Origin of the sequence: Micrococcus sp., assembly GCF_034179925.1 — a bacterium.
Classification (GTDB): domain Bacteria; phylum Actinomycetota; class Actinomycetes; order Actinomycetales; family Micrococcaceae; genus Micrococcus.
The window spans coordinates 84,397-110,316 of the sequence record NZ_JAXFPG010000003.1 but is presented as its reverse complement, the minus strand read 5'-3'; the positions used below and the strand labels follow the sequence as shown (position 1 = coordinate 110,316).

Here is a 25,920-nt window from a genome sequence, read left to right as displayed (position 1 = left end):
GGCGGGGCGAACGGTCGATCAAGGACGACGCTAACGGTACTCATCGCGCATGCCCCCGCGAATCCCACAGCTTTAATGATGGCTTCACCCTGGTGAGCCTCTGGTGAATCAGGCATCTCCGCACAGCTCCACGTCCATCACACGACTACCGTGGCCCCATGGACTCCGTCGTGGTGGTGGGCGCCTCGGGCTATCTCGGACGCCATGTGGTGGCGTCCGCGGCCGAGGCGGGCCGCGAGGTCCACGCGGTCGTGCGCGACCGGGGCCGGGCGGAGGCCCCCGGACCGTTCGGCGCCCCGCCCCTCGCCGGGTGCCCGAGCAGCTGGGTGATCGGCGACGTGACGGACCCCGACGTCGCGGCCCGGGCCGCCGCACGGGGCGACTGGGTGATCTCGGCGCTTGGCGCCACGGGCCCCGGTCCCGGGCCGTGGGCCGTCGACTTCCGGGGCAACCTGACCGTCCTCGACGCGGCCCTGCGTCAGGGCGTCCGCCGGTTCACCTACACGGGTGTGCTCGGACTCGACGAGGGCGACCCCCCGCTCGTGCGGGCGAAGGCAGCCTTCGCGGCCGTACTGCGTCGGTCCGCCGTCTGCGCGCAGGTGGTGAACCCCTCGGCCTTCTTCTCCGACCTCGGCCTCCTCCTCCGCTCCCCCCTCCCGCAGTGGGTGCCCGGGTCACCCCGCGACCCCCGGATGAATCCGATCCACGGAGCCGATCTGGCGGAGTTCATCCTCACCTCGCTCCCGGACGCCGCGGAGGGGACGTGGGACGTCGGGGGTCCGGAGACGCTCCGCTGGTCGGAGGTGGTGGCGCTGGCGGGGCGTGCACGAGGCGTCCGGGCGAGGCTCCTGCCCGTCCCCGCCCCCGTGGGCTCGGCCGCCTCCCGGCTGGTCCGCCTCGTCAGTCCCCCCGCGGCGGACGGCGTGGACTTCCTCCGCTGGACGCTGTCCCAAGATCAGGTGGGGTCGCCGACCGGGCGCCGTCGGCTGGCGGACTTCCTCGATCAGGAGCAGAGGGGCCGGCCGCGCCGCGGTCACCCCTGACAGACCGTGCAGCGGTAGAGCTTGCGCGCCGCCATCTCCTCGACCACGATCGCGTCCCGGCCGCACACCCGGCACGGCCTCCCCTGCCGGTGGTAGACGTAGTTCGCGTGCTCCGGCCAGGCCTGCTCGGCCGGCACGCCCGGCCGGTGCTCGGGGGCGGTGGTGACAATGCGGCCGAGCCGCACGCCCTCGCGCATGAGCGCCTGGTTGTCCGCGTAGAGCGCGCGCAGGGCCTCCTCCCCCACGTCCTTGGCAGGCCGCCACGGGTCGAGCCCGGCACGGAACAGCACCTCGGCCCGGTAGATGTTCCCGATCCCGCCCACCATGGACTGGTCCATCAGCACGACCCCGATCGGCCGCCGCGTGCGCGCGGCGCGGGAGACGAAGAGGTCGGGGGCGTCGTCGTTCAGCGGGTCCGGGCCGAGCTTCGCGGTGACCTCCCCGACCTCCTCCGGTGTCAGCACCCGGCACGTGGTGGCGCCGATCAGGTCCGCCCAGCCGTGCTCGGCCTCGAGGCGCAGCCGCACGGTGGGGCGCGGCGCGGGCGGCTCGGCGGAGGCGGGGCCGGAGTGGTCCTCGGTCTCCCCGATCCGGCGCGGGGCGCCGATCGAGGAAGCCGCGGCGAACGTCTCGTCCCCGCCGAAGGTCCACGCCCCGTACATGCCCAGGTGCACGTTCAGGGTGAGCGCGTGCTCGAAGTCCAGGAAGAAGTGCTTGCCGTGGGCCCACGCCCGGACGGGAGTGTGCCCGTCGAGGAGCGCGGCGCCGTCGGCGAAGCGTCCCTGCGGGCTGGAGGCGCGCACCGGCGCGCCGACGAACACGTCCTGGAACTGCCGCGCCAGCCGGTGGATGGAATGGCCCTCAGGCACTCACATCAGCACCTCTCCGGTGGTCTCGTAGTGGGAGATCTTGCCGATGCGCCGCACGTGGCGCTCGTCCTCGGAGAACGGCTCGGCCAGGAACAGCTCGATCAGGGCCGTGGCCTCCTCGATGCTGTGCTGACGCCCACCCACGGCGACGACGTTCGCATCGTTGTGCTCGCGGGCCAGACGGGCGGTGGATTCGTTCCACACGAGCGCGGCACGGATGCCCTCCACCTTGTTCGCGGCCATCTGCTCGCCATTGCCGGAGCCGCCCAGCACGATGCCCAGCGAGTCCCGGCCCTCGGCGCGCTCGGCGGCGACGGCGCGGGCAGCGTTGATGCAGAAGCCCGGGTAGTCGTCCAGGGCGTCGTACTCGGCCGGGCCGTGGTCGACCATCTCGTAGCCGGCGTCCGTGAGATGGCGGACGAGGTGGGCGGACAGCTCCATTCCGGCGTGGTCGGTGGCGATGTGGACGCGCATGCGAGTGCTCCTGGGGTGTGGGGGCGGTGGATCCTGGCCAGTCTAGTGAGCCCTGCGGTGGCGGTGGCAGACTGGGCCCCGGTGCTCCGTGGGTGCCATCACAGCCGCGGTGCTGACCGTCCACGCCCGAACCGAGCTGAGGAGACCCGCTCCCGTGACCACCGCCGCAGCCATGAACATCACGCGCGAGGAGGCCGCCGCCCGTGCCGCGGCCCTGACCGTGGAGGCCTACGAGATCGCCCTCGACCTCACCCAGGGCGCCGAGCACTTCGGCTCCTCGACCACGGTCACCTTCACCGCCGCGCCGGAGGCGGTCGGCACTGAGACCTGGATCGACTTCGTGGCCTCCCAGGCCCCGGAGGTGACCCTCAACGGGGCCAGCGTGGATGTGACCGGCTTCGACGGTGCCCGTCTGCGCATCGGCCCGCTGGCGGCGGAGAACACCCTGACCGTCTCCGGCATGGCGGACTACACCACCACGGGCGAGGGCCTGCATCGCTTCGTGGACCCGGTGGACGAGCAGGTGTATCTCTACACCCAGTTCGAGGTGCCGGACTCCCGCCGCGTGTTCGCCGTGTTCGAGCAGCCGGACCTGAAGGCCTCGTTCACGTTCACGGTCACCGCCCCCGCCCACTGGGCCGTGGTGTCCAACCAGCCGGAGCGTCAGCGGCGGCCGCTGGGCGTCGTCGAGACCTCCGGGTGCCCGGAGGGCGTGGACGCGGCCGTGTGGGAGTTCTCCCCCACCCCGCGGATCTCCTCCTACATCACCGCCCTGGTGGCCGGCCCCTACCGTTCCGTGCACTCCCAGCTGACCAGCGCGGACGGGCGCACCATCGAGCTGGGCGTGTACTGCCGCGACTCCCTGTTCGAGCACCTGGACGCGGAGGAGATCTTCGATCTCACCCGCCGGGGCTTCGAGTTCTACGAGGCCCAGTACGGCCACCCGTACCCGTTCGAGAAGTACGACCAGCTGTTCGTGCCCGAGTTCAACGCCGGGGCTATGGAGAACGCCGGCTGCGTGACCTTCCTCGAGAACTACGTGTTCCGCGGCACCGTCACGGAGGCCGTGCGCGAGCGCCGGGCCATCACCGTGCTGCACGAGCTGGCGCACATGTGGTTCGGGGACCTGGTGACGATGCGCTGGTGGAACGACCTGTGGCTCAACGAGTCCTTCGCGGAGTTCATGTCCACGCTGGCGGCCGCGGAGAACACCCGGTATGAGGGGGCGTGGACCACGTTCTCCTCGATGGAGAAGAACTGGGCGTACCGGCAGGACCAGCTGACCTCCACGCATCCGATCAAGGCGGAGATCCGGGACCTGGACGACGTGCTCGTGAACTTCGACGGCATCACCTACGCGAAGGGTGCCTCGGTGCTGCGCCAGTTGGTGGCCTGGGTGGGGCAGGAGAACTTCATGGCCGGTGTGCGGGCGTACATCGCCAAGCACGCCTGGGGCAACACGGAGCTGCCGGACCTGATGGTGGAGCTGGAGGCCGCCTCGGGGCGGGACCTGTCCGAGTGGACCCGGCTGTGGCTGGAGACCTCCGGCGTGAACACGCTGCGGGTGGAGGTGGACACGGACGACGACGGCGTGATCGCCTCCCTGCGTCTGCGCCAGTCCGCCCCGGATGGCTCGGCGCTGGCCCCCGGGGACGATGTGCTGCGCCCGCATCGGGTGGCGGTGGGCTTCTACGACGTGGACGAGGCCACCGGGCGCCTGGTGCGCACGGAGCGCTTCGAGCTGGACGCCTCCGGTGAGGTGACCGAGGTGGCGGAGGCGGCGGGCCGGCGTCGTCCCGCGCTGATCCTGCCGAACGACGACGACCTCGCCTACGCGAAGATCCGCCTGGACGAGGCCTCATGGGAGGCGGCCGCCACCCGGCTGGCGGAGGTGGACTCCTCGCTGGCCCGGACCCTGCTGTGGGGTGCGGCCTGGGACACGGTGCGCGACGGCGAGGCCTCGGGCGTGTGGTTCGCGGACCTGGTACTGACGAACATCGGCGCGGAGCAGGACTCCACGGTGGTGCAGACGCTGCTGCGCCAGCTGGCGACGACCCTCTCCCAGTACCTGCCGGAGGAGGTCGCCGCGGGCGAGCGGGCCTCGGCGGCCACCCGGCTGTGGACGCTGATGGAGCAGGCGGCGCCCGGCTCGGACCAGCAGCTGCAGTTCCTCAAGGCGTTCGCCCTGAACGCCCGCCAGGACGCGCAGCTGACGGCCCTGGAGGACGTCGTCACGCGTGCCTCGGAGCTGCCGGGCCTGGACCTGACCACGGACCTGCGCTGGGAGCTGCTGACTGCGCTCGTGGCCGCGGGCCGGGCCGGGGAGGCTGAGATCGCCGCGATGGAGGCCGAGGACCCGACGGCCACGGGTGCGCTGGCCGCCGCCCAGGCCCGCGCGGCGGTGCCGACCCCGGAGGCCAAGCAGGCCGCCTGGGACCGGGTGATCTCCGGGGAGCTGTCCAACACGACGCAGCGCCAGGTGCTGCTGGGCTTCCAGCGGGCGCACGATCCGGCGCTGCTGGCGCCGTTCGCGGACCGGTACTTCGAGGTGATCGAGCAGGTGTGGGGTTCGCGGTCGCACGAGATGGCTGAGACGGCCGCGACGCTGGGCTTCCCGGCGTCCCAGGTGAGCCAGGAGACGGTGGACCGCGCCACGGAGCTCTCGGAGCGGGTGCGGGGGACGAACGCCGGCCTGGCCCGCACCGTGGCGGAGTCCCGCGATGAGACGGCCCGCGCCCTGAGGGCCCGTGCGGCCGTCTGAACGGCAGCCTGACCGGCCGACGACGCCGCCCACCTTCCGCTGACGACGGCCCGGCACGAGTGATCGTGCCGGGCCGTCGCCCACGGTCCGTGTCGGCTGTGGCGTGAGAGGACCGCGCTCACTCCGTGGGTGTGGCCTCACCCCCACCGTCGTCTGCGGGCACTAGCAGCAGGTCGGCACGCCCCTGAGGCGCGATGGTGACCACGTCAATGTTCGCCCTCCCCGCTTGGCCGGGCAGGAGGGCCGTATTTCGCATCTCCACCCCGCACGTGATATCTCCAGAAGTTGCTTCACGCCCATCTAGCATCACTCGATAGGAAACGTGCGAATCTCCCGAGCAAACCCCGATGACATCGTAACCAACCCCAGCGGCAGCTTTACCGCCCACAGTTACGTTCTCCCGAGAGTCGACACTGGTCCTAGCAATCGCGACGTCCAAAGCTGCTGCAGGTAGGCTTTGCTTCGACACAGACGCTCCAGAGTCAGTAGAGGATGAAGCCTGAGGGGATGAACTAAAGCCCTCATTTTGCGAAATCCCGCCAGTTCCGGTTTCATTTTTCTGAGGTACCTGGCACGCAGTTAGCGTCACGATCGCGACTGCAAGAAGGACGGGGACGCCTCGCCTCACGGCCTTGTCTCCCAGTAGTACCAACCCTCTGCGGACGTCGGATATTTGATGCGCCCTCTAGCAAGAACAGTCGATGAGCAGTCTGCGTTGATACGGTACTTCGTGTAAGAGATATCCTTACCATAGGTGACATACTGCGCATTTCCCATCTTTCCTCGGGAAATAGTCCTCTTATATGTATTCGTGGAGCCCGTTGAATTGGTTTTTGTCAGGCTTCCGCTGACGCTCACCTTCGCCTTGGCTAGAACTGCACCTACCTCACTTTCCGCCCCGGCAGTCACCTGAACACTTGCAGTTCCACCGTATGAACGATTTACCTCAAGGGCCCCTCCAGGACCGTTGCGGAACGTAGGAACTCCAGAGAATGGAATTCTCGTATCCCTACTACTCAAAGAATAATTCGTTGCAGTAACACAGCAGACACCCGACATGGGTGATTCCGATCGAATCGCGTCAGCTCCGGTCGGCGTGGAGACCATGCACGCTTGAGGCGCAGCGGATTCTTCTACCGCCAATGGGGAGATCGTCGTCGAGGCGGCGGGTAAAGTGGCAGCAGCAAATCGGAGGAGCATAACTCCCCCCCCCCCCTTTCTCCTAGGGGTCATTGGAGTATGACCCAACCAAATTCATCACCATGGGTGACTTTGACCATGGTAGCCCCAACCTGTGTTCACGTCAATGGCAGTTCGTAAGAGCGCGATGCTCAGTCCGAAGGCCTCGCTAAGCTGGACACCATGAAGCACACCTTCTCCCTGTGCACCGAGTGGACCGGCGACCGCGGCACGGGCACGTCCGGGCCGCGGGACTTCGACCGCTCCGTGGTGATCCACCATGCGGCCGTCGGGGAGATCCACGCCTCGGCCGCCCGTCCGTTCCGGGGCGACGCCTCCCGGTGGAACCCCGAGCTGCTGCTGCTGGGCGCCCTGGCCCAGTGCCATGTGCTCTCCTACCTGCACGCCGCCGTGGAGGCCGGGCTCGTGGTCACGGCCATGACCTGCGCCGCTGAGGGCACCCTCGAGGTGGACGACGACGGCGCCGGCCGCTTCGCCTCGATCACCCTGCGGCCCGAGGTGCGTCTGGCCGAGGAAGCCGAGCGTGAGCGCGCCGACCGGCTGCACGCCGAGGCGCACCGGATGTGCTTCATCGCGAACTCGGTCTCGGCGCCGATCATCGTGGAGCCCGTCCCCGCTGCGGCCGCCGCGGACACCGCGGACTCCTCCTCCGGCACCGCCCTGCCCGACCACTCGGCCCGGCTGGGTGCGCCGCTGGCGGTGCTGCGCCCGCGCGTCGCGAAGCCTCCGACGCAGGTGACGGGGCTGACGGATCGGCCGGCCGAGGTGGAGCCCGTGGCCATGGCCGGCGCCCCAGCCGAGACACAGGCCCAGGCCGCGAGCTTCTACGAGGCCGTCGGCGGGCGCGAGACCTTCGCCGCCCTCACCCGCGTGTTCTACGAGAACGTCCGGCAGGACCCCCTGCTGGCACCCATGTACCCGGACGACGACTGGGAGGGCGCTGAGGCGCGCCTGCGGATGTTCCTGGAGCAGTACTGGGGCGGCCCGCGCACCTACTCCGAGCAGCGCGGACACCCCCGCCTGCGGATGCGGCACATGCCCTTCCGGGTGGACCCGGCGGCCCGGGACGCCTGGCTGCGCCACATGCGCACCGCCGTCGAGTCCCTGGACCTGCCCCCGCTGCACGAGGCCGAGCTCTGGGACTACCTGGAGCGGGCCGCCCACTCCCTGGTGAACTCCGCCTGACCGGTCCCCTCCGCCTTCCGGAGCGACGCCGCCTGACCGGCCGCCCCGGCGTGCCGGGCCCGGCCCACCGGCTCAGACGCCGACGGCCGCCCGGCCGAGCACGAACCCGCCAGGGGTGTCCAGCCGGCGCCACGGACCGTTGACGGCCACCCGCGCCCGGCCGCCGGGCCGCAGGAACCCGAGGGCGTGGGCGCCGAAGGCCATGCCCGCGGGGAAGCTCACCTCCCCGCCGAGGGCCGGCGACCACACCTGTGCGCGCACCCGGCGCACGAGCGCCTCCCCCGGATCCTGTGGCAGCGCGTCCCGCACCGCCTCAGCGCCCAGGCGTGCGACCTCCAGCAGCTCGTCCTCGCCGACCTCCGCCCGCACCTGCCAGCCGGACCGGGGCGGGGTCAGGGCCGTCCATGCCACCTGCTCACGGGTCGGCGGCAGCGTGAACGCCCGCGCCTGCTCCCCCGCCGCCGAGCGCATCCGGGCGGTGCGCTCGCCCACCGCGGCCAGGGGAACCACCACGTCCAGGCCCTCGACCCCGGAGGCCGAGGCCAGCGGCACGGTGCGCAGGCCGAGGACCACGGGGACGGCGTCACCCAGGCCGGCCGGCTGCAGCACGGACACCCACTGGGCCAGCAACGGCGGACGGCCGGCGGTGGCCGGGGCGGCCACGGTCAGCCGCATGCCGGTGTCCGCCACGCGCCGGGCGCGGGAGGCGAACTCCTCGAGGTCACGCACGGAGCGCTCATCGGCCAGGTGCAGGACCTTGCCCCCCGCGCTCTCGGGGGCGGCGGAGCCCTCGGGGGCGTCGGAGTCGGAGGCCGGGGCGACGACGGCGGGCCCGGCCGGGGGGCCGGCGTCGGTGGCGGGGACGTCGGTGGCAGAGGCGTCGGAGGAGGTGGCGTCGGGCATGGAACGATTGTCCCAGGTCCGTGTCCCGGCCCCGAACCCCACCCAGGAGAGTCCATGAGCCCGACCCCCCAGCGCCCGCCGACGGCGCCGACCGACCCGACCGACCTGCTGCGCGGCATCCTCGACCTCACCCCGGCCGAACCGGATCCGGCCACCGGTGCTCCCCGGTTCACGGGCACCACTCCCCCGCAGGCCCTCGGCCGCGTGTTCGGCGGGCAGGTGCTGGCCCAGGCGCTCGCGGCTGCCGGACGCACCGCCCCCGCGGACCGGCCCGCGCACTCGCTGCACGCCTACTTCGTCCGTCCTGGGGACGCGCTGGCGCCGATCACCTTCACGGTGGACCCCCTGCGCGACGGCCGCTCCTTCTCCGTGCGGCAGGTCTCCGCGAGCCAGGAGGGCCGGACGATCCTCTCGCTGACCTGCTCGTTCCAGCAGGCCGCCGAGGGCGTGGACCACCACGAGCCGATGCCCGCGGACGTGCCCGGCCCGGAGGAGCTGCCCTCCGCCGCGGACCTGCTCGGCGGGATCGACCACCCGGTGGCCCAGGAGACCGCTTGGTCCCGTCCCTTCGACATCCGCCACGTGACCCCGGCCGTGTACGTGCGCCCGGACGAGCACCGCCGGAGCCGGAACATGGTGTGGATGCGTACCTTCTCACCCCTGGCGGACGACCCCCACCTGCACCGCTCCGCGCTGACCTACGCCTCGGACTACACGCTGCTGGAGCCGGTGCTGCGCCGCCACGGCCTCGCCTGGACCCACCCGGGGATGTCCGTGGCCTCGCTGGACCACGCGATGTGGTTCCACCGGCCCGCCCGGGCGGACGAGTGGCTGCTCTACGTGCAGGAGTCCCCGTCCGCGCAGGGTGCCCGCGGCCTCGGCCTCGGCCGCGTGTTCACCCGCGACGGGCACCTTGTGGCGACGGTGGCGCAGGAGGGCATGATCCGCACCGCGCCCGGCGTCTGAGAGCCGGGCACCGGGCCCCGCCTCCCGGCCCCGCACACGACGTCGGCCGCCCACCCCACGCGGGGTGAGCGGCCGGCGTCGTGCGTCCCGGGGCGTCCGTGGGGCGCCCGGGGGGATCAGTCGCGCGTGAGCTTGCGGTGCGTCACACGGTGCGGGCGGGCGGCCTCAGGGCCGAGGCGCTCGACCTTGTTGGCCTCGTAGGACTCGAAGTTGCCCTCGTACCAGTACCAGTTGGACGGGTTCTCCTCGGTGCCCTCGTAGGCCAGCATGTGCGTGGCGGTGCGGTCCAGGAACCAGCGGTCGTGGGAGACCACCACGGCGCAGCCGGGGAACTCGAGCAGCGCGTTCTCCAGGGAGGTGAGGGTCTCCACGTCGAGGTCGTTGGTGGGCTCGTCGAGCAGCAGCAGGTTGCCGCCCTCCTTGAGGGTCAGCGCCAGGTTGAGGCGGTTGCGCTCGCCACCGGAGAGCACCCCGGCCTTCTTCTGCTGGTCCGGGCCCTTGAAGCCGAACGCGGACACGTACGCGCGCGAGGGCATCTCCACGTTGCCGACCTTGATGTAGTCCAGGCCGTCGGAGACGACCTCCCACAGGGACTTCTCCGGGTCGATGTTAGTGCGGTTCTGGTCCACGTAGGAGATCTTCACGGTCTCGCCGACCTTGAGCTCGCCGCCGTCGAGGGGTTCCAGGCCCACGATGGTCTTGAACAGGGTGGTCTTGCCCACGCCGTTCGGGCCGATCACGCCGACGATGCCGTTGCGCGGCAGGGAGAAGGACAGCCCGTCGATCAGCGTGCGGTCCCCGAAGCCCTTCTTGAGGTCCTTGGCCTCGATCACCACGTTGCCCAGGCGCGGGCCCGGCGGGATCTGGATCTCCTCGAAGTCCAGCTTGCGGGTCTTCTCCGCCTCCGCGGCCATCTCCTCGTAGCGGGCCAGACGCGCCTTCGACTTGGCCTGGCGGCCCTTGGTGTTGGTGCGCACCCAGTCCAGCTCCTCGGCGAGGCGCTTGGCGAGCTTGGCGTCCTTCTTGCCCTGGATCTCCAGGCGCTGGCGCTTGGTCTCCAGGTAGGTCGTGTAGTTGCCTTCGTACGGGTAGAGGCGGCCGCGGTCGACCTCGCAGATCCAGCCGGCCACGTGGTCGAGGAAGTAGCGGTCGTGGGTCACGGCGACGACGGCACCCGGGTAGGAGGCCAGGTGCTGCTCGAGCCACTGCACGGACTCGGCGTCCAGGTGGTTGGTGGGCTCGTCCAGCAGCAGCAGGTCCGGCTTCTGCAGCAGCAGGGCGCACAGGGCCACACGGCGCTTCTCACCACCGGAGAGGTGCTCGACCTTCGCATCGCCGGGCGGGCAGCGCAGGGCATCCATGGCCTGCTCCAGCTGGGAGTCCAGGTCCCAGGCGTCGGCCGCGTCGATCTCGCCCTGCAGCTGGCCCATCTCCTCCATGAGGGCGTCGAAGTCCGCGTCCGGGTTCGCCATCTCCTCGGAGATCTCGTTGTAGCGGACGATCTTCCGGTAGATCTCACCGACCCCCTCCTGGACGTTCTCCAGGACGGTCTTGGACTCGTCGAGCTTCGGCTCCTGCATGAGGATGCCCACCGTATACCCGGGGGACAGCCGTGCCTCGCCGTTGGAGGGCTCGTCGAGCCCGGCCATGATCTTCAGGATCGTGGACTTGCCGGCACCGTTGGGGCCGACCATGCCGATCTTCGCCCCGGGGAAGAACGACATGGTGACGTCGTCCAGGATCAGTTTGTCGCCCACCTTCTTGCGGGCCTTGACCATCGTGTAGATGAATTCCGCCATGCGCTCCAGGCTAGTGGGTGGCCGGGCCGATCCCGGCATCGGCCCGGCCACCGGTGCGCATCAGTCCTCCGTCGCGTCCGTCCGCTCTGTCTCCGGGCTGTCGTCGTCGGCCGTCTCCGTGCCGGCCTGGGCGTCGCCGCCGCGCAGGGCCGGGGGCAGCGGCAAGCCGAATCCGTCGACGACGTCGGCCTCGGCCTGTGTGCCCTGCTCGCCCTCCTGCTCGTCCCGGCTGGGGCCAGCCTCCCGCCCGGGCTCGGACAGGCGAGCGGGAGCGGAGCGCTGGGAGCGGACGAACGCGGCCGAGCCGTAGCCCAGGTCCAGGCCGACGGAGTCGGCGAGCACGTCCACGGAGGTGCCCGAGCGCTCCTGCGTGGACCAGTCCCGCACGCGCAGCCGGCCGGTGACGATCACCGGGTTCCCCTTGCGCACGGACTGGGCCGTGTTGGCTCCGAGCTGCCCGAACGCGGAGACGTTGTACCAGTTGGTGTGCGCGTCCACCCAGGTGCCGGCGGACTTGTCGTACCGGCGTTCGGTGGAGGCCATCCGGAAGGCGGTGACCTCGGTGCCGCCGGAGGTCTGGCGGGTGGCCGGATCCGTGGCGACGAACCCGCGGAGGGTGAGCGTGTCCTGCATGGTGGGTGTCCCTTCTGACGTGTGGGGCGGCCGGGGCCCGCCCCGGTGCCGCGGCCGCGCCGGTTGGTGCGTCCTGTCTCCATCCCAGCCCCTGACGGCCCGGCGTGGGGTACTCGGGGCCGGATCTGGGGATGCAGGCCGGGCCCTGGAGCCCTGTGCAGGAGCAGCCCGGCTAGACTGGACCGGCCCAGCCCCAGTAGCTCAGCTGGACAGAGCAGCGGCCTTCTAATCCGCCGGTCGGGGGTTCGAATCCCTCCTGGGGCGCTCGTCCGGCCCGGCCCGCACGGCCCGTGCCGCCGGAGTCGTCGGAGGAGGACCCCCTGGACCGCGTGCGCCCACGGCCGCTGCCCCGCCTGCTCGCCCCCCTGGCCCGACCTCCCCTGCGGCGCGAGGTGGCAGGCCTGACCCTGCTGATGGTCGGCTTCACGGTGCTCGCCAGCGTGCACGCCGCCCTGCTCTACACCTCGTACCGGGTCAAGGGCTACGACCTCGGCATCTTCGATCAGGCCGTCCGCCAGTACGCCCTGTTCAACCCGCCGATCGTGTCTGTCAAGGGTGTGGGCTTCCACCTGCTCGGCGATCACTTCCACCCGATCCTGGCCCTGCTCGCCCCCGCCTACTGGATCTGGGACGACCCACGGATGCTCGGCATCGTGACCGGGCTCGCCCTGGCCGCCTCCGCCGTCCCCGTGCACCTGGTGCTGCGCGGCCGCCTCGGGCCCGGCTGGTCCCTCGCAGCGGTGGCGGGCCTGCTGTTCTCCTGGCCCTACCAGGCGATGGTCAACTGGGGCCTGCACGAGGTCACCCTGGCCGTGCCGGTGATCGCCTGGCTGCTGTGGGCCCTGGACCGTGGGCGCGCCTGGACGGCCGTGCTGCTGTGCCTGCCGCTGCTGGCGGCGCGGGAGGACCTGGGGGTGACGGTGGCCGCCGTGGCCGTGGTGCTGGCGGTGCGTCGCCGCTGGGCGCCGGCCGCCGTCGCCCTGGTGGCCGGTGTGGCCGGTTACTGGTTCGCCACCTCCGTGGCGATCCCTCACTTCTCCCCGGACGGAAGCTTCTTCTACTGGCAGTTCCAGGCGCTCGGACCGGACCTGGGCTCCTCGGTGACGGCGATCCTCACCCGCCCGTGGGAGGCGGCGGCGGCCCTCGTGGATCATCCGCTGAAGGTTGCGCTGCTGCTGCTGCACCTGGTGCCGCTGCTGTTCCTGCCGCTGCTGAGCCCGCTGACGATCATCGCCCTGCCGGTGCTGCTGTCCCGGCTGTGGAACGACCGCCTGACCGTGTGGGCACCGGTGTACCAGTACGACGCGATCCTGGCCCCGGTGATGCTGCTGGCAGCGGTGCAGGCGGCCGTCTCCCTGGCACGGCGGCGCCCGTGGGCCGCACGCCTGCCCCAGCGGGTGACGGCGGTGTTCCTGGGCACCGCGGTGGTGGGCACACTGTTCGTACCGGTCCTGTACCCGTTCCACCGCACACTCACCGGGCAGATCACGGTGACCGAGCGCGCCCGGGACCTCGACCACGCCGCCTCCCTGATCCCGGACGGGGTGTGCGTGGAGGCCCCGGACACGGTGATCCCGCATCTGACCCCGCGCACCCTGGTGACCCTGGCCGGGCAGATGGACCCGGAGCTGCCCACGTGGATGGTGGTGGACCTGCGCGAGCGCGAGCCCGGCGGCTGGGACTCGCTGCCTGCCGCTGATGCCCTGGGCCGGGCTGAGGATCTCGGGTTCGAGCGGGTGTGGGACGAGCGGGGTGTGGTGGTGCTGCACCGTCCGGACCACCCGGTGAACCCGGTCTGCTCGGAGTATCTGCGCCACCGCTGAGCCCGGCGTGCGAGGCCAGGCCGGGGGCGGCGGCCGTCAGTGGGCGCGGAGCGCCGGGTCGTCAGCGGGTGCGGAGCACCGGGTCGTCAGCGGGTGCGGAGCACCAGGCGGTCCTCGACTCCGGCGAACACCCCGGCGTTCGGGTCCTCACCCACGCCGGGAGCGACCTGTCCGCCGTGGGTGAGGGCCGTGCGTCGGACCGGGTCCCTGGAGGGGTCCAGGATGTCCCGGATGACGGTGACGCACACCCAGATCAGCGCGGCCATGTGCACAGCGATGCCGAGCACGTACCAGGCCTGCACCCACACCGGCCCGAAGCCCTCCCCGGCGGTGGCGCGGCTCAGGCTCACCCACAGCCCAGCCCAGTGCAGCACCTCGGCCGCCTGCCAGATCCAGAACTGGCGTGGGCGGGGGTTGGCGAGCACCACCAGCGGCACCAGCCACATGACGAACTGCGGGGAGTAGACCTTCCCGAGCAGCAGGAACGAGGCCACGATCAGCATGCAGAGCTGGGCCAGGCGCGGCCGCACCGGGGCGGCCAGGCCCAGCCAGAGCACGCCGGCGCAGCACAGGGCGAACAGCCCGTTGGACAGCAGGGAGAAGGTGGCCCCGGACCAACCCGTCCAGTGCAGGGCCAGCCACACCGAGGAGAAGGAGACCTCCCGCTCCCCCGAGAACGTGTAGAACCGGGACCACTGGTCGAAGGCCGTCAGCATGAATGGCACGTTCACCGCGGCCCATGCCACCGCCCCGGCCGCGAGCGCCCCGCCGAACTCCCGCCAGCGGCCGGTGCGCAGGGCGAGCACGAGCAGGGCGCCGAAGAAGAACAGCGGGTAGAGCTTGGTGGCGGTGCCGAGGCCGAGCAGGGCGCCGGCGAGCACGGGCCGCTCGGCGCTCCAGGCCCACAGGGCGAGGCCGGCGAGCATCACGGCCCACAGGTCCCAGTTGAGCATGGAGGTGAGGATGACGGTCGGGGCCAGGGCCACGAGGAGCGCGTCCCGGGCACGGGCCCGGGCGGTGTGGGCGGTGGCGACGACCAGCACAGCCCAGCAGAGCACCACCCCGAGGGCGTTGACGTCGAAGTACTGCACGGTGCGCTCGTGGAGGCTGCCGGTGTCTGGGACGAACCATGCGGTGACCCCGGCGACGACGGCCAGCAGCGCCGGGTACTCCATCCACTGCTCCTCGGGCAGGGGCGTGAAGAAGGGGAAGTGGCCGTCGGCGAGCCCGCGGGTGGGGAACAGCTGCGCGAAGTCCGAGTAGCACATGTGCACGTGCATGCCGGGTTCCACCCAGCCGTTCAGGCGGCACCACTGCTTGCTGAGCAGCGCTGCGAGCGCGGCGAGGGCGGTCACGGCCAGCAGCAGGCCGAGCAGGCGCCCGGAAGGGCGGAGGGTGGGTGGGGAAGGACTGCCAGGGCGGAGGGCGGGCGGGGCAGTGCGTTCGGGGCGGGCGGGCACGGTCACTCCTGGTCGAGGCGAGGGGCGGAGGCCGGCAGCGTGGTCCTGGCCGGTGCGGGGGCTGGGAGTGGCCGGCGGGGTTCGATGGTCTCGCGTGGCGGGCGGCCCCGTCCTCGGGGGAACAGCGGCGCGGTCGAGGCGTCCCGGCGGACAATCCACCAGATGCCCACGAGCACCACCACCGCGTTCACGCAACGGATCAGCGCCAGTGGAAGCCATTGGGCCACGGAGAGCTGGTCCACCACGCCGGCGCCGATGAGTGCGAGGGCCGCAGCCGCCGTCACCCAGCCGAGCCAGCGCGGGTGGTCAGCGGTGCCCGGCAGCGGGCGGGGCGCGCACGCCAGCAGCGGCATCACCCAGAGGAAGTACCAGGGCTGGATGATGGGGGCGGCGACCACGGCCACAAGCAGGCACAGCGCCGTGGCGTACACCGGGTGCCGGGGGGTCCGGCGCAGCGCCATCCACACGGTGAACCCGAGGGCTGCCACGATCATGAGTGTGTAGAACCCCGAGGCCACGGTGCGCGCCGGCACCGTGCTCACCGCGTCCACCGCCCAGCCCAGGCCCAAGCCCAGCAGTCCGACCGGCGCATAGGGGAAGGCTGCGGACCCGCTCGTGGCCATCGCCGGCACCCACCCGAACCACAGGCCCGTGCCCGCGCCGAGGATCGTCATCACGGCCAGGGCGACGGCCGCCGTCGTGATCCAGGGGCCGATGCGTTCGCGCCGGCGCATCCGCGTCTGCGTTCCGGGGCGGAAGTGGGCGTCGCCGGTGGGCAGGAGCATCGCCACGAACGGCAGAGCGAGCACGGTGAGCGGCTTGATCGCGACGGATAATGCCACCGCCACCAGCCCCCACAGGCGCAGCACGCGGCGGCGGCCGGCGCGCATCAGCAGCACCAGGCCCACGAGCATGAGGCCGGTCATGAGGGAGTCGTTGTGGACCCCGGCCACCATGTAGAGCAGGAACAGCGGGTTCACCAGGCACACCCACACCGCCCAGGAGGCCGACCGGCCCGATGCCTCAGCCAGGCGCGGCAGCGCCCACAGGCATAGAGCCAGCCCGGCCAGGGCCAGCAGACGGAACAGGGTGACGGACAGCTCCACCTGCCCGCCGGTAAGCCGCCACACCCCCGTGGCGAACACGAGGAACAGCGGCCCGTACGGGGACGGGGACTCCGCCCAGATGGAGTCCGCCCCGTGCATGAACCAGCCGCCCAGGGCAGAGACGCCATGCTGGTACGGGTCCAGCCCCAGGGAGAGCAGCCGGCCCTGCTGGAGGTAGGAGTACACGTCCCGGGAGAACACGGGGAAGGCCAGCAGGAACGGCAGGGACCACGCCCATGCAGCCCTGCGGACCACCGGCCCGGCGGCCTCCCAGCGGCCCTGCAGTGCCCGGCCCAGGCGCAGCCAGGCGCGCACCATCAGCAGCGAGCCCACAGCCAGCAGCACGGCGCACGCCGTGACGGGCACGAACCCCACGCGCAGCGGCGTGAGGATCGTGGTGCCGGAGAACACCGACGACGGCGTGGTCAGTGGCAGCCAGCCCACCCCCCAGGAGGCCACCACCACGGCCCACGCGGCCAGCGCGCCCTCCCGCAGTGCCTGCCGCGCTGTGGGGGCGGGGGCCGGGGGTGGGGTGAGGCCGTGCGCCGGAGAGGACGCGGAATCCGGCGCGGGCCTCACGGGGCGGACCGGTCGGTGCGTGCGTGGGCTTCCACGGCGGGGTCCGTCTGCCCCCGGGGCACGGGCGCACTCAGCGGCACCAGGGCACCCAGGAAGCCCCGGGTGCGCCTGTCCACCAGGAAGATCACTGCCAGGCACACAGCGGAGGTCAGCAGGGAGACCAGGCGGACGGTCTCCCCCAGGTGCAGGAAGTCCCACGTGAAGATCTGGTCCTGCGCGCCGAACGCCAGGAAGAAGCACACCGTGAACACCACCCAGCCCAGGTGCCAGGCGCGGCGGACCACCGCGGCCGCGAAGAACGGCAGCAGCCACAGCAGGTACCAGGCGTGGATCACCGGGGAGAGCACCACGACGGCGGCGAACGCCCACGCCATGCGCGGCAGCACACGGTCCTGCCGCCCCACGAACATGAGCACCAACACCAGCACGATCGAGGCCAGCCGGCCCACCACCTTGAGGGTGGCCAGCACGGCGTCCGCGTCCGCGGCCTCCTCCGCGCCCTGCAGCACGGCGGTGACCAGGGTGCTGGCGAGCCCCACCGGCGACCACGGGGAGCTGCCTGTGCCGGTGCCGGCGATCACGCGCAACCAGCCGAAGCCGACCCCCGTCGCCGCGCCCACGGCCGCGAGCGTGCCCAGGGACACCACGGCCGTGGCCGCCCAGAACACGAAGCGACGCAGCCACCCGGCCTGCGAGCCGGCCCACAGCAGACCCACGAAGGGCAGCAGCACGAGCGTGATCGGCTTGATCGCCACGGACAGGGCCAGCAGCATGGCCGCGAGCACACCCAGGCCATGGCGTACCGCCGCGCTGTCGGTGGGGGCGGCGCCGTCGTCGGTGGGGGCGGCGCCGTCGTCGGGGTGGGGTGCGCCGGAGGCGGGGGCCCCGGCGGACGGGCGGGGACGGGACCGGTCCACTCCCCCGGCGCGCATGGCGCACCAGGTGCCGGCCAGGGCCAGGCCCACCATGAGGGAGTCGTTGTGCCCGGAGGCCACGAAGTGGACGATCATCAGCGGGTTGAGCACTGTGAGCCACAGCGCGAACGCGGCTGGTAGGCCGGCACGGCGGGCGATCAGCGGCACGAACACCGCAGTGAGCACGAGCCCGGCCACCGCCACCAGGCGGAACACGCCGATCGCGAGCGCCGGCAGGTCCACACCCAGCGCCCGCACCACGACCTCCTCGATCCAGAGGAAGGCGGGGCCGTAGGGGGTGCCGTCGTAGGCCCACATGGAGTCCGCGCCGAGCTGCAGCCAGTTGGGCACGTCCGCGATGGCGTCCTCATAGGGGTTGCGCCCGGCGACCATCATGCGCCCCTGCGCGAGGTACGCGAACATGTCCCGGCTGAGAATCGGCAGCGCCAGCAGCTGGGGCAGCGCCCACCACACCGACGCGCGGGCCAGGGAGCCGACGGCGGCGTCCCCGCGCAGATCCACCCGGCGGTAGACGCGCAGCCAAGCCCAGAGCATCAGCCACAGGCCCACAGCCAGTCCGGCGACGGCGGCCAGGATCGCGGCCTCGTGGGTGCGCCAGGCAGCCAGCCACGGCCAGCGCTGCAGGGGTGAGGCCGGGGCGATCCAGCCCACCCCGTAGGAGCAGACGGTGACGAGCAGGGAGCCGAGCACGCCGGTCAGCACAAGGCGGAGCGGCAGCGTCCGGCGCCCGGGGGCGTCAGCGGGGGGCGGGGAGTCGATGGGCCGGGACCCGGCGGGGACGGCGGGGGCCGCCTCATCCTGGGGGCGGGTCGGCTCGGGGTGCGGCACGCTCATGCGGCGGGTCCTTCCGTGTGCGCGTCCGAACCCGCCCGGATGCGCGCCCGGCGGCGTTCCTGCTCGGGTTCAGGGGCTCGGAGGAATCTACCACCCGGTGCCGCGAGTAGCCTGGGCGGCATGAGTGAGACGAGCAGCGCCGCGCCCGAGCGCGCCCCCCTGGTCTGGATCGACTGTGAGATGACCGGCTTGGACCCGGACACGGACGAACTCGTGGAGGTGGCCGTGCTGATCACGGACTCCGAGCTGGAGATCCTCGACGAGGGCCTGGACCTGGTGATTCGCCCCTCCGAGGCTGCCCTGGCCGGCATGGACCCGTTCGTCCGGGACATGCACACCCGTTCGGGCCTGCTGGAGGAGCTGGGCACCGGCCTCAGCCTGGAGGGCGCCGCCGCGCGCGTGCTCGAGTACCTCGCCGAGCGGGTGCCCGCGGGCAAGGCGCTCCTGGCCGGCAACTCGGTGGGCCAGGACAAGCGGTTCCTGCAGCGCTACATGCCGGAGGTGGTCGAGCACCTGCACTACCGGATCGTGGACGTCTCCACGCTGAAGGAGCTGGCGCGCCGCTGGTACCCCCGCGCCTACTTCCAGTCCCCCGAGAAGACCGGTGGCCACCGCGCCCTCGGGGACATCCGCGACTCCATCACGGAGCTGCGCTACTACCGCGAGACCGTGATGGTGCCCGCCCCCGGCCCCACCTCCGAGGAGGCCGCCGCGGTGGCCCGGCGGATCAGTGGCGTGCCGGGTGCGGACCAGGCCGCTGCTCAGGGAGCCGCACAGGGCTGAGCGCTGCAGCCTCCCCACGGGAGGCGGTGTGCGGTGCCGGCTCTGGCTGGTGTATAGTCTTCTCCGTTGCTTCGAGCGGTGCGCCGTTGCGGAGAGCATGGTGGGCGTAGCTCAGTCGGCAGAGCGTCTGGTTGTGGTCCAGAAGGTCGCGGGTTCAATCCCCGTCGCTCACCCCATGCAGGCCCCCGGAATCATGCGGATTCCGGGGGCCTTATCTTGTCTTGGTAGCGCTCCATGGTAGTGCCGGTGCCCCTACGGGTTCCATGCATCAACCGGAGAGAGCAGGAGTGAGTCGTTGGCTACCATCCAGGCACGCACGAACAGGGCCGGTGTGACGACGTACAGGGTCGGCTACTACGAGGGCGGCAAGTTCCGTCAGATGCCCGCCATGCTCTCCGAGGCCGGAACAGCCGAGAGCCGGTAGAATCCACGCTTGACATGATCAAAGAGCCTGGATGGATAACGAGCAGGCGACATGGACCATCTTGACGCACTCATCGAGATGCTCGCTCGTGACGTCGTCCCGGCCCTGGACGAGAGCGCGAAGGCCCTCATCGGCAGCGCTCGGGATTCCGGTGACGACTGGATGGTCGTCGACGACATCCTCCAGTTCAGCCTTCGGCAGGGGGTGCGGATTGCTCCAGAGCTTCTGGACGCCGCCGACGACATCGTCGGTCGCGCCTGGGACCCTGGCCTCAAGGACCGCACTCACACCTGGATCACGCGGCATCGCGAGAAGACCCCCAGCGTCGCCGCCTGACCGCGATGCGCGCAGCGCAAAAGGTCCTCACCGGTTCGGTGGGGGCCTTCCTCGTCCGCGGGCGATTCCCCGCTTCCTCTTGCGGCGAGTCACGCTGACAGGCAACGGTCAATGTCTGCTCGAGGCGACAGCGAAGTTGAACAGGTTCAACCCGCATGGCGGTTTCAATCCCTATCGCTCACCCCACGCAGGCCCCCGGAATCATGCGGATTCCGGGGGCCTTGTCGTGTCCGTGGTTGCGTGCCTGGTTGCCGCTAGCACTGCGTGGACATGTCCACCTGATCGCCGATGCACATGAGCCCCGGCATGAGGCCCCCTCCAGGCAGTGCGGGTCCTCACCGGCACCGTCGTCGACACCGCCCGCCCGGTCGAGGGCGGCCCCGGCACGGCTCACCGGATCTTGTTGGACCATCCTCTGTCCCGCCGACGGACGCCCGGGCTGGGTCTCCGGCGGTTGTCGCAGCGCGGAGGACATCGGCACGGGTGCGCAAGTCGTTGGCCCTACCCACCACCTCAGCCTCCGCCCAACTCGCGGTCGTCCCCGGTGGCGTCGTCACCGCAGAGGGGGTGACCCCCGCGTGAACGAGAAACCGTAGTTCTGGGAGCGGCCCAACCGGGCCGTCCGCGCTACACGCCCCCGCAACATGAGCGCCCCCGTCCATGAAGGACGGGGGGCGCCGTGGTCGTCGAGCTGTGTTCAGCGGCTCAGTCCGGGCAGGTCGAGGAGGTGGAGCTGCGGTAGGTCAGCGTCCGGCCGTCGCTGAGGGTCACCGTCACGCGGTAGTCAGCAGTGACACAGGTGGCGGCACCCTGGGTGGTGCCGGTCACCCCGTAGTAGTTCACGCCGAAGCGGCCAGACGGAGTGGTCTTGAACGTGGTGCAACCAGTGGAATCTGTCGTCAGAGTGTAGGCGTTCGAAGACGTGGGGGACCAGGTCAGATTGACATCCCAGGCGGGGGCCACGGTGCCATTGCTGAAGGTGTGGTTCACGTTGTTCCGGGTGTTGGTCACGGTCTGCGACCAGCCGGCGTTGGGTCCCGTGGAGCGGTCGGGCATGCCGACGACGCCGCCGATGGGCCCGGTCCAGGGCACGGAGCATCCAACCGAGGTGCAATTGCGGGCCCTGTACCAGTTGGTGGAGACATTGCCCATGAAGAAGGCGCCGGGGCCGGGGGAGGTCTGACCCTGGCGGTTCATGACGAAGAACTGCTCGGTCACGGAGGTTACAGTGACGCCGGCGGGTAGGTTGTGCACAGTCACCTGGGCGCCCAGGGTGAGCTGCTGATCGGTGGTGGCGGCACCGAGGGAACCGAAGTTATAGGCCAGGCCGCCCCCCCGCTGTGACGTACGGGGCGCCGCAGGTGGAGGCGGCGAAGGCAGGAGCGGCGGCAGTGACGGCGACGGCAGGCGCGGCCCAGGCGAGGCCAGTGGCCACAGAACGGCGAGAGACGGGAGGCAGGTTTTTCATAGGGGAAACCTCTGCAATCGGGAATATGCGGGGGTAAGCGAAGGGGACGCAGGCGGTCTGACAGCGGCGCACAGGACCCCGAATCGCCCAAGCGGACGCTTTCAACCATACGGAAGGAGTGCGCAAGAGCCCAAGTCGCCCCACAGTCTGTACCATTGGCACCATTAGCGAGAAACGCGGCGCAGACGCTGTGCCACCGTGCCTCGGGTGACAGCGGGCGTTGCCCCCCCCCCCCCCGAGGAGCATCCCGTCCGGTCCGCGTCACGGCATTCCGCATCTTCTGCGCCGCCCGTCAGGTAGACACTACGCCGGAGAAGGACTGTCTCGTGCGTCGCGACAGCGCCGATACTCGCCGCAGGGACCCTTCATCGCCCCGGGCGCGGCGAGGCGCGCCCGAGTAGACTTCGGCGGGTCCCCCTCCCCCTGTGCGAAGGATCCGCCGTGCCCAGCATCCGGTCACGGTGGGGACGGGTGCAGATGTCACCCGTCCTGCTCGACGCTACGCCGCGGACTCAGGTCCCGGAAGGCGGGCGGGGCCAGCGCGCCGCCCGCCTTCACCGGCGGCTCCGTCCGCTGCCGCCCAGCAGCCGCATGGCGTTGACGATCACCGCCAGCACGGAGAGCTCGTGCACGAGCATCCCGATGGACATGGTCACTCCCCCGGCGAAGACGCCCGCAAGCAATGCCAGCACCGTCACGAGGGAGATGATGATGTTCTGCCGCATCACCGCCACGGTCCGGCGGGCCAGGCCGAGCGCCTGCGGGAGCCGCTCGAGCCGGTCCCCCATCAGGGCGATGTCCGCGGTCTCGATGGCCACGGCGGAACCGGCCGCGCCCATCGCGACGCCGATGTCCGCCGTCGCCAACGCGGGTGCGTCGTTGATGCCGTCGCCGACCATGGCCACGGTCCTGCCCCGACGCTGCATCTCCACGATGGCGTCCAGCTTGTCCTCGGGAAGCAGACCCGCCCGCACCTGGTCCACCCCGACCTCCCGCGCTACCGCGTGGGCCACCCCGGCCTGGTCTCCGGTGAGCATGATGACCTCGCGCACCCCGATCCGGTGGAGCGCACGGATCATCTCCTCGGCCTCCGGGCGGACGGTGTCGGCCACGGCGAGCACCCCCAGCGGCACGTCGTCCACGGCGACCGCCATCGGGGTGCGCCCCTGGCCGGCGAGATCGGCGGCGATCTGCTCGACCCGGTCTGTGCTGCGCGGGTCCGTCCCGCGTTCCCGCAGCAGGGCGAGGTTGCCCACGGCGACCGCCCGCCCATCCACCTGGCCGGTGAGACCTCGGCCGATCACCACGTCCACGTCCGTGGCCAGGCCGCCGTCGAGCAGCCCGCGTTCCCGTCCAGCCGCCACGATGGGTGCGGCCAACGGGTGATCCGAGGCGGCTTCCAGCCGGGCCGCCCAGGCCAGCACCTCATCCTCCGAGCCGGGTTCGAGGGCGACGACGTCGGTGAGCCGCGGGGTGCCGGCGGTGAGCGTGCCGGTTTTGTCCACAGCGACGGCGTCCACCCGAGCGGACCGCTCGAGGTATTCGCCGCCCTTGACCAGGACGCCGTCCTTGGCACCGCGGCCGATGCCGGCGACGATCGCCACGGGGATGGAGATCACGAGCGCGCCCGGGCAGCCGATCACCAGCAGTGTGAGCGCGAGCGGGACGTCGCGCGTGAGCAGACCGGTGACGACGGCCAGCACCATGATGGCCGGCGTGTACCAGCGGGAGAACCGGTCCATGAACTGCTGGGTCCTGGCCCGGGCCTCCTGAGCGGCCTCCACTCGGTGGATGATACGGGCGAGGGTCGTGTCCGCGCCGATGCCGCGGGCTTCCACGTGCAGCAGGCCCGCGGTGGCCACGGTGCCCGCGAAGACCTCATCCCCGTCGGCCTTCTCCGCGGGGATGGACTCGCCGGTGATGGAGGCCTCATCCACGGCGCCGGAACCGGTGAGCACCACGCCGTCGACCGGGACCCGCGCGCCCGCTTTGACGAGCACCGTGGCACCCGGGGTGACCGCATGCGCCGGGACAGTGCGCTGGGAGCCGTCCGCCTCCAGGACGACGGCGGTCTCGGGCGCCGTGGACACCAGGTCCGCGAGCGCGGACCTGGTCTTGGCGAGGGTGGCGTCTTCGAGTGCGTGCCCGAGGGAGAACAGGAACGTGACGGCGGCGGCCTCCCAGAAGTTGCCGAGCAGGGAGGCACCGATCGCCGCGATGGCCACGAGCAGGTCGATGCCGAGGGTCTTGACGCGCAGGGCGGCCACCGCGTTGCGGAGGATCGGCAGGCCGGCGACCAGTGTCGCGGCGAGCATGAGGCCCGCGGCCAGGGGGCCGGCGGTGGCGCCCGTGAGCTGGCCGGGATCGAGGACCAGCGAGACGGCGATCAGAGCACCGGCCAGGAGCGGCCGGCGCCAGCGTCGGGGCACCCGGAGGCCCGCGGCTCGAGGCCGCGGACGCGGGTCACCGGAGGTGGACATCGGGGGTTCCTTTCGAGGCGGGGTCCGGACGGGTCAGAAGGCGGACGCGCGGGCGGTGTATCCGACCCCGGCGACGGCGTCGATCAGGTCCTGGACGGTGCTGCGCTGCAGGTCGTGGTCGACCTCGATGCGCTGCGTCTCGAAGTGGACCTTCGCGGAGCTCACGCCGGGCAGGGCGTCGAGGGCCTTCTCGATCTTGCGGACGCACGAGGGGCAGCTGAAACCTTCGGCACGGAGCAGGGTGTGGGTGGTGGCGGTCATCGTCACTCCTGTGGGTCGTGGGTGGCACGGTGGCCTCCCGGGTGGTGGGAGCCCGAGCCGGTGGCCCGTGGCGGTCCCTGTGTTCCAGGGACGTCTCTGACCGTACGGACGTCCTCCGCGTGACGCCTTAACCTCGGTCAAGTCCGGTGTGAGAGACTGACGGGGTGCGTGTGGAGCTGTCTTTGACCCCGGTCGGCGAGCCGGAGCCGTGTGCGGCCCGGGTGCCCTTGTTCGCCGGCCTGGATCTGGCGCAGCTGCGCCGTGTCTCCGCGCTGGCCCGCCCCGTGAGCCTGGACGCCGGGGAAGCGTGGCTCCTGCCGGGAGAACGCACGGAGCGGTTCTGCGTGGTGCACAGAGGGACGCTCGCCCTGACCCGCGGCTCGGCCACGGGGCAGGAGCGGGTGGTGCGGATGGTGGAGGCGAGTGATTCGGTGGGTGAACACGAGTTCCTCACGGGTGAGCCGTCCCACTATGGCGCCCGTGCCCTCACCCCCACCCGACTGTGCACCTTTTCGCACGAGGAGGTCGCCCACTTCCTCGCCGAGTACCCGGGGATCGGGGCGCGCGTGATGCGTACCCTGGCGGTCCGGTTGGCAGAGGCCGAGCGTCGCCTGGCGCAGGAGAGACTGCCCGTGACCGCGCGGATCGCCGAGTACCTCGTGGGCCTGCCCGCCGTCCGGGACGGCGACGGCGTGGTGGTGTCTCTGACTGTTCCGAAGAAAGATGTCGCCTCCCTCCTGGGCACCACCCCCGAAGCCTTCAGTCGCGGGCTGCGGCGGCTCGCGGACGAGGGCCTGGTCCGCGTGGCCGGACCGCGGGTGACCCTGGTGGACCCGGAAGCGCTGGAGGCCTTGTCCGCCCGGTGACTGCACCGTCATCGTGCCCGGCCCGGCGGTAGGCTGGGGTTTCCCCGTCCCCACCCACGCAGGCCCGCCCCGGGCCGGGAAGCGCAGTGTCATGGCCACCATCCGCCCCATCACCGTGTACGGCGAGCCCGTGCTCCACACCCGCGCGGCGGAGGTCGAGGTGATCGACCACTCGGTGCGCGAGCTCATCGAGGACATGTACGTCACCCAGGACGCCGCACACGGGGTGGGTCTGGCCGCCCCCCAGGTGGGCGTGGGACTGCGGATCTTCACCTGGACCTACCCGGACACAGGTGATGCCCCCAACGTGGGGCACGTGATCAACCCGGTGCTCACCCTGCTGTCCAAGCCGGTGCAGGCCGACCCAGACCCGGACGCGGACGCGGAGGGCTGCCTGTCTGTGCCCGGCCTGGGCTTCCCGGTGATCCGTTCCTCCCATGTGCGCCTCACCGGCCAGCGGATGGACGGCTCCCCCCTGGACTTCGAGGCCACCGGCTGGTTCGCCCGGATCCTCCAGCACGAGTACGACCACCTCAACGGGACGCTCTACGTCAACCGCCTGGAGGGCAAGTGGGCCCGCCGGTGGAAGCGCTCCCAGCGCTCCTTGCGCATGAACCAGCCGGGCGTGACCTGGCTGCCCGGCGTGGATCCGGACCCCTTTGGCCACGGTGAGGACGACGCGCACGAGCACGACGGCGGCGATCACGACCACACGGAGGGACACGCGTGAGT

The 25,920-nt window shown here is 71.4% G+C and carries 21 protein-coding genes, 2 tRNA genes and 1 pseudogene; 13 read left to right on the top strand and 11 right to left on the bottom strand.

Annotated elements, in window-relative coordinates:
• Positions 1-158: 158 nt before the first annotated feature.
• Positions 159-1,043, top strand: coding sequence for an NAD(P)H-binding protein (locus SPI96_RS00705; protein WP_321080443.1), 885 nt, complete (start codon positions 159-161; stop codon positions 1,041-1,043).
• Here the strand turns inward: SPI96_RS00705 and SPI96_RS00700 are convergent.
• Positions 1,034-1,912 carry an Fpg/Nei family DNA glycosylase gene (locus SPI96_RS00700; RefSeq protein WP_321080442.1) on the bottom strand — a complete coding sequence of 293 codons (879 nt, stop codon included), beginning with the start codon at positions 1,910-1,912 and terminating at the stop codon, positions 1,034-1,036. The genes SPI96_RS00705 and SPI96_RS00700 overlap by 10 nt on opposite strands.
• Positions 1,913-2,386, bottom strand: a complete 474-nt coding sequence (locus SPI96_RS00695) for a ribose-5-phosphate isomerase (protein WP_321080441.1) — start codon at positions 2,384-2,386, stop codon at positions 1,913-1,915.
• 172 nt (positions 2,387-2,558) lie between these two features.
• Between SPI96_RS00695 and pepN the strand changes: the two genes are divergently transcribed.
• The 3 genes and pseudogenes from pepN (at position 2,559) to SPI96_RS00680 (ending at position 7,532) form a co-directional block, all read left to right on the top strand.
• Positions 2,559-5,147, top strand: a complete 2,589-nt coding sequence (pepN, locus tag SPI96_RS00690) for an aminopeptidase N (RefSeq protein ID WP_414601880.1) — start codon at positions 2,559-2,561, stop codon at positions 5,145-5,147.
• Positions 5,148-6,509: 1,362 nt separating this feature from the next.
• A pseudogene (locus SPI96_RS00685) lies at positions 6,510-6,941 on the top strand (OsmC family protein); the annotation flags it as partial.
• Positions 6,942-7,127: 186 nt separating this feature from the next.
• Positions 7,128-7,532, top strand: a complete 405-nt coding sequence (locus tag SPI96_RS00680; protein ID WP_321080458.1) for a globin — start codon at positions 7,128-7,130, stop codon at positions 7,530-7,532.
• A 72-nt stretch (positions 7,533-7,604) separates the two neighbouring features.
• Here SPI96_RS00680 and SPI96_RS00675 read toward each other — a convergent pair whose 3' ends face one another.
• On the bottom strand, positions 7,605-8,435 hold the full coding sequence (locus SPI96_RS00675) for a hypothetical protein (protein WP_321080439.1): 831 nt from the start codon (positions 8,433-8,435) through the stop codon (positions 7,605-7,607).
• A gap of 54 nt (positions 8,436-8,489) precedes the next feature.
• On the opposite strand from SPI96_RS00675, the gene SPI96_RS00670 reads away from it, so the two are divergent.
• Positions 8,490-9,401: an acyl-CoA thioesterase II gene (locus SPI96_RS00670; RefSeq protein WP_321080438.1), complete on the top strand. Its 912-nt coding sequence runs from the start codon at positions 8,490-8,492 to the stop codon at positions 9,399-9,401.
• 116 nt (positions 9,402-9,517) lie between these two features.
• Here SPI96_RS00670 and ettA read toward each other — a convergent pair whose 3' ends face one another.
• A complete protein-coding gene (ettA, locus tag SPI96_RS00665; RefSeq protein ID WP_321080437.1) occupies positions 9,518-11,200 on the bottom strand; it encodes an energy-dependent translational throttle protein EttA in 1,683 nt (560 codons plus the stop codon).
• Positions 11,201-11,260: 60 nt separating this feature from the next.
• Positions 11,261-11,833: a single-stranded DNA-binding protein gene (locus tag SPI96_RS00660; protein ID WP_321080436.1), complete on the bottom strand. Its 573-nt coding sequence runs from the start codon at positions 11,831-11,833 to the stop codon at positions 11,261-11,263.
• Positions 11,834-12,023: 190 nt separating this feature from the next.
• Between SPI96_RS00660 and SPI96_RS00655 the strand changes: the two genes are divergently transcribed.
• Positions 12,024-12,097, top strand: a tRNA-Arg gene (locus SPI96_RS00655).
• Between the two features lie 65 nt (positions 12,098-12,162).
• On the top strand, positions 12,163-13,656 hold the full coding sequence (locus tag SPI96_RS00650) for a DUF2079 domain-containing protein (protein WP_321080435.1): 1,494 nt from the start codon (positions 12,163-12,165) through the stop codon (positions 13,654-13,656).
• Positions 13,657-13,742: 86 nt separating this feature from the next.
• Here the strand turns inward: SPI96_RS00650 and SPI96_RS00645 are convergent, their stop codons facing one another.
• Genes SPI96_RS00645 through mptB (SPI96_RS00635) form a run of 3 tightly spaced genes read right to left on the bottom strand, consistent with a single transcriptional unit; the run spans position 13,743 to position 18,570 of the window.
• A complete protein-coding gene (locus tag SPI96_RS00645) occupies positions 13,743-15,116 on the bottom strand; it encodes a glycosyltransferase family 87 protein (protein WP_321080434.1) in 1,374 nt (457 codons plus the stop codon).
• A gap of 2 nt (positions 15,117-15,118) precedes the next feature.
• Positions 15,119-16,801, bottom strand: coding sequence for a polyprenol phosphomannose-dependent alpha 1,6 mannosyltransferase MptB (gene mptB / locus SPI96_RS00640; RefSeq protein ID WP_321080433.1), 1,683 nt, complete (start codon positions 16,799-16,801; stop codon positions 15,119-15,121).
• Positions 16,798-18,570 (bottom strand): polyprenol phosphomannose-dependent alpha 1,6 mannosyltransferase MptB, encoded by a 1,773-nt coding sequence (gene mptB, locus SPI96_RS00635; RefSeq protein WP_321080432.1) that lies wholly within the window; start codon positions 18,568-18,570, stop codon positions 16,798-16,800. Before mptB (SPI96_RS00635) ends, mptB (SPI96_RS00640) begins: the two co-directional genes overlap by 4 nt.
• 120 nt (positions 18,571-18,690) lie before the next feature.
• Here mptB (SPI96_RS00635) and orn point away from each other — a divergent pair, with 120 nt between their 5' ends.
• From orn to SPI96_RS00615, 4 genes are all read left to right on the top strand, one after another.
• A complete protein-coding gene (gene orn / locus SPI96_RS00630; RefSeq protein WP_321080431.1) occupies positions 18,691-19,353 on the top strand; it encodes an oligoribonuclease in 663 nt (220 codons plus the stop codon).
• Positions 19,354-19,453: 100 nt separating this feature from the next.
• Positions 19,454-19,529, top strand: a tRNA-His gene (locus SPI96_RS00625).
• Between the two features lie 119 nt (positions 19,530-19,648).
• Positions 19,649-19,777, top strand: coding sequence for a hypothetical protein (locus SPI96_RS00620; RefSeq protein WP_321080430.1), 129 nt, complete (start codon positions 19,649-19,651; stop codon positions 19,775-19,777).
• Positions 19,778-19,828: 51 nt separating this feature from the next.
• Positions 19,829-20,113, top strand: a complete 285-nt coding sequence (locus SPI96_RS00615; RefSeq protein ID WP_321080429.1) for a hypothetical protein — start codon at positions 19,829-19,831, stop codon at positions 20,111-20,113.
• Positions 20,114-20,818: 705 nt separating this feature from the next.
• Here SPI96_RS00615 and SPI96_RS00610 read toward each other — a convergent pair.
• The 3 genes from SPI96_RS00610 to SPI96_RS00600 form a co-directional block, all read right to left on the bottom strand.
• Positions 20,819-21,373: a hypothetical protein gene (locus SPI96_RS00610; RefSeq protein ID WP_321080428.1), complete on the bottom strand. Its 555-nt coding sequence runs from the start codon at positions 21,371-21,373 to the stop codon at positions 20,819-20,821.
• A 762-nt stretch (positions 21,374-22,135) separates the two neighbouring features.
• Positions 22,136-24,061, bottom strand: coding sequence for a cation-translocating P-type ATPase (locus SPI96_RS00605; protein ID WP_321080427.1), 1,926 nt, complete (start codon positions 24,059-24,061; stop codon positions 22,136-22,138).
• Positions 24,062-24,094: 33 nt separating this feature from the next.
• Entirely contained in the window at positions 24,095-24,322 is a 228-nt protein-coding gene (locus tag SPI96_RS00600; RefSeq protein WP_321080426.1) for a heavy metal-associated domain-containing protein, read from the bottom strand.
• A 164-nt stretch (positions 24,323-24,486) separates the two neighbouring features.
• Between SPI96_RS00600 and SPI96_RS00595 the strand changes: the two genes are divergently transcribed.
• On the top strand, positions 24,487-25,188 hold the full coding sequence (locus SPI96_RS00595; RefSeq protein WP_321080425.1) for a Crp/Fnr family transcriptional regulator: 702 nt from the start codon (positions 24,487-24,489) through the stop codon (positions 25,186-25,188).
• A gap of 91 nt (positions 25,189-25,279) precedes the next feature.
• Positions 25,280-25,918, top strand: a complete 639-nt coding sequence (gene def / locus SPI96_RS00590) for a peptide deformylase (protein WP_321080424.1) — start codon at positions 25,280-25,282, stop codon at positions 25,916-25,918.
• The last annotated feature ends 2 nt before the right edge of the window (positions 25,919-25,920 follow it).

Excerpts from the sequence above, each read along its gene's own strand:
- SPI96_RS00705 (WP_321080443.1), top strand. The coding sequence starts at position 159 with ATGGACTCCGTCGTGGTGGTGGGCGCCTCGGGCTATCTCGGACGCCAT.
- SPI96_RS00695 (WP_321080441.1), bottom strand. The coding sequence starts at position 2,386 with ATGCGCGTCCACATCGCCACCGACCACGCCGGAATGGAGCTGTCCGCC.
- pepN (WP_414601880.1), top strand. The coding sequence starts at position 2,559 with ATGAACATCACGCGCGAGGAGGCCGCCGCCCGTGCCGCGGCCCTGACC.
- SPI96_RS00680 (WP_321080458.1), top strand. The coding sequence starts at position 7,128 with ATGGCCGGCGCCCCAGCCGAGACACAGGCCCAGGCCGCGAGCTTCTAC.
- SPI96_RS00675 (WP_321080439.1), bottom strand. The coding sequence starts at position 8,435 with ATGCCCGACGCCACCTCCTCCGACGCCTCTGCCACCGACGTCCCCGCC.
- SPI96_RS00670 (WP_321080438.1), top strand. The coding sequence starts at position 8,490 with ATGAGCCCGACCCCCCAGCGCCCGCCGACGGCGCCGACCGACCCGACC.
- ettA (WP_321080437.1), bottom strand. The coding sequence starts at position 11,200 with ATGGCGGAATTCATCTACACGATGGTCAAGGCCCGCAAGAAGGTGGGC.
- SPI96_RS00660 (WP_321080436.1), bottom strand. The coding sequence starts at position 11,833 with ATGCAGGACACGCTCACCCTCCGCGGGTTCGTCGCCACGGATCCGGCC.
- mptB (WP_321080432.1), bottom strand. The coding sequence starts at position 18,570 with ATGAGCGTGCCGCACCCCGAGCCGACCCGCCCCCAGGATGAGGCGGCC.
- orn (WP_321080431.1), top strand. The coding sequence starts at position 18,691 with ATGAGTGAGACGAGCAGCGCCGCGCCCGAGCGCGCCCCCCTGGTCTGG.
- SPI96_RS00615 (WP_321080429.1), top strand. The coding sequence starts at position 19,829 with ATGGACCATCTTGACGCACTCATCGAGATGCTCGCTCGTGACGTCGTC.
- SPI96_RS00605 (WP_321080427.1), bottom strand. The coding sequence starts at position 24,061 with ATGTCCACCTCCGGTGACCCGCGTCCGCGGCCTCGAGCCGCGGGCCTC.
- SPI96_RS00600 (WP_321080426.1), bottom strand. The coding sequence starts at position 24,322 with ATGACCGCCACCACCCACACCCTGCTCCGTGCCGAAGGTTTCAGCTGC.
- def (WP_321080424.1), top strand. The coding sequence starts at position 25,280 with ATGGCCACCATCCGCCCCATCACCGTGTACGGCGAGCCCGTGCTCCAC.